The sequence below is a fragment of the Ectothiorhodospira shaposhnikovii genome, assembly GCF_016584105.1.
GTDB classification, from domain to species: Bacteria; Pseudomonadota; Gammaproteobacteria; order Ectothiorhodospirales; family Ectothiorhodospiraceae; genus Ectothiorhodospira; species Ectothiorhodospira shaposhnikovii.
This window is the reverse complement of record NZ_NRSM01000123.1, coordinates 1-287: the sequence shown is the minus strand read 5'-3', so window position 1 is coordinate 287 and position 287 is coordinate 1. Positions and strand designations below refer to the sequence as shown.

The window sequence follows — 287 nt, the reverse complement described above, 5'->3', positions numbered from 1 at the left end:
CTCAAGGGCTCGGTTGCCGGCTTCAAGGTCGGCTGAGCGGCGACCCGCGCGCCGTACGCCCGATGCAGCGAGTCTCCCCTTCCCTGTGGCGAATCTTCCGCGAGGAAGCCAGCGCGCATCTGGCGACACTGCGCAGCGAATACGCCTCGCTGCTCGCCGCACCGGCCCCGGCGCCGATCAGTGCCGCCTTCGTGCGCGCTGCCCACACGCTGGCCGGCAGCGCCGCAAGCGTCGGTCTCGCCGGTGTCAGCGAATTGGCGAGGGCGCTCGAACACGCGCTGCTGCAC

General features: G+C 71.4%; 1 protein-coding gene. It reads left to right on the top strand.

The features are described from left to right. Positions 1-62: 62 nt before the first annotated feature. On the top strand, positions 63-287 hold a 225-nt coding region (locus CKO35_RS17675; protein ID WP_200177411.1), incomplete at its 3' end, for an Hpt domain-containing protein.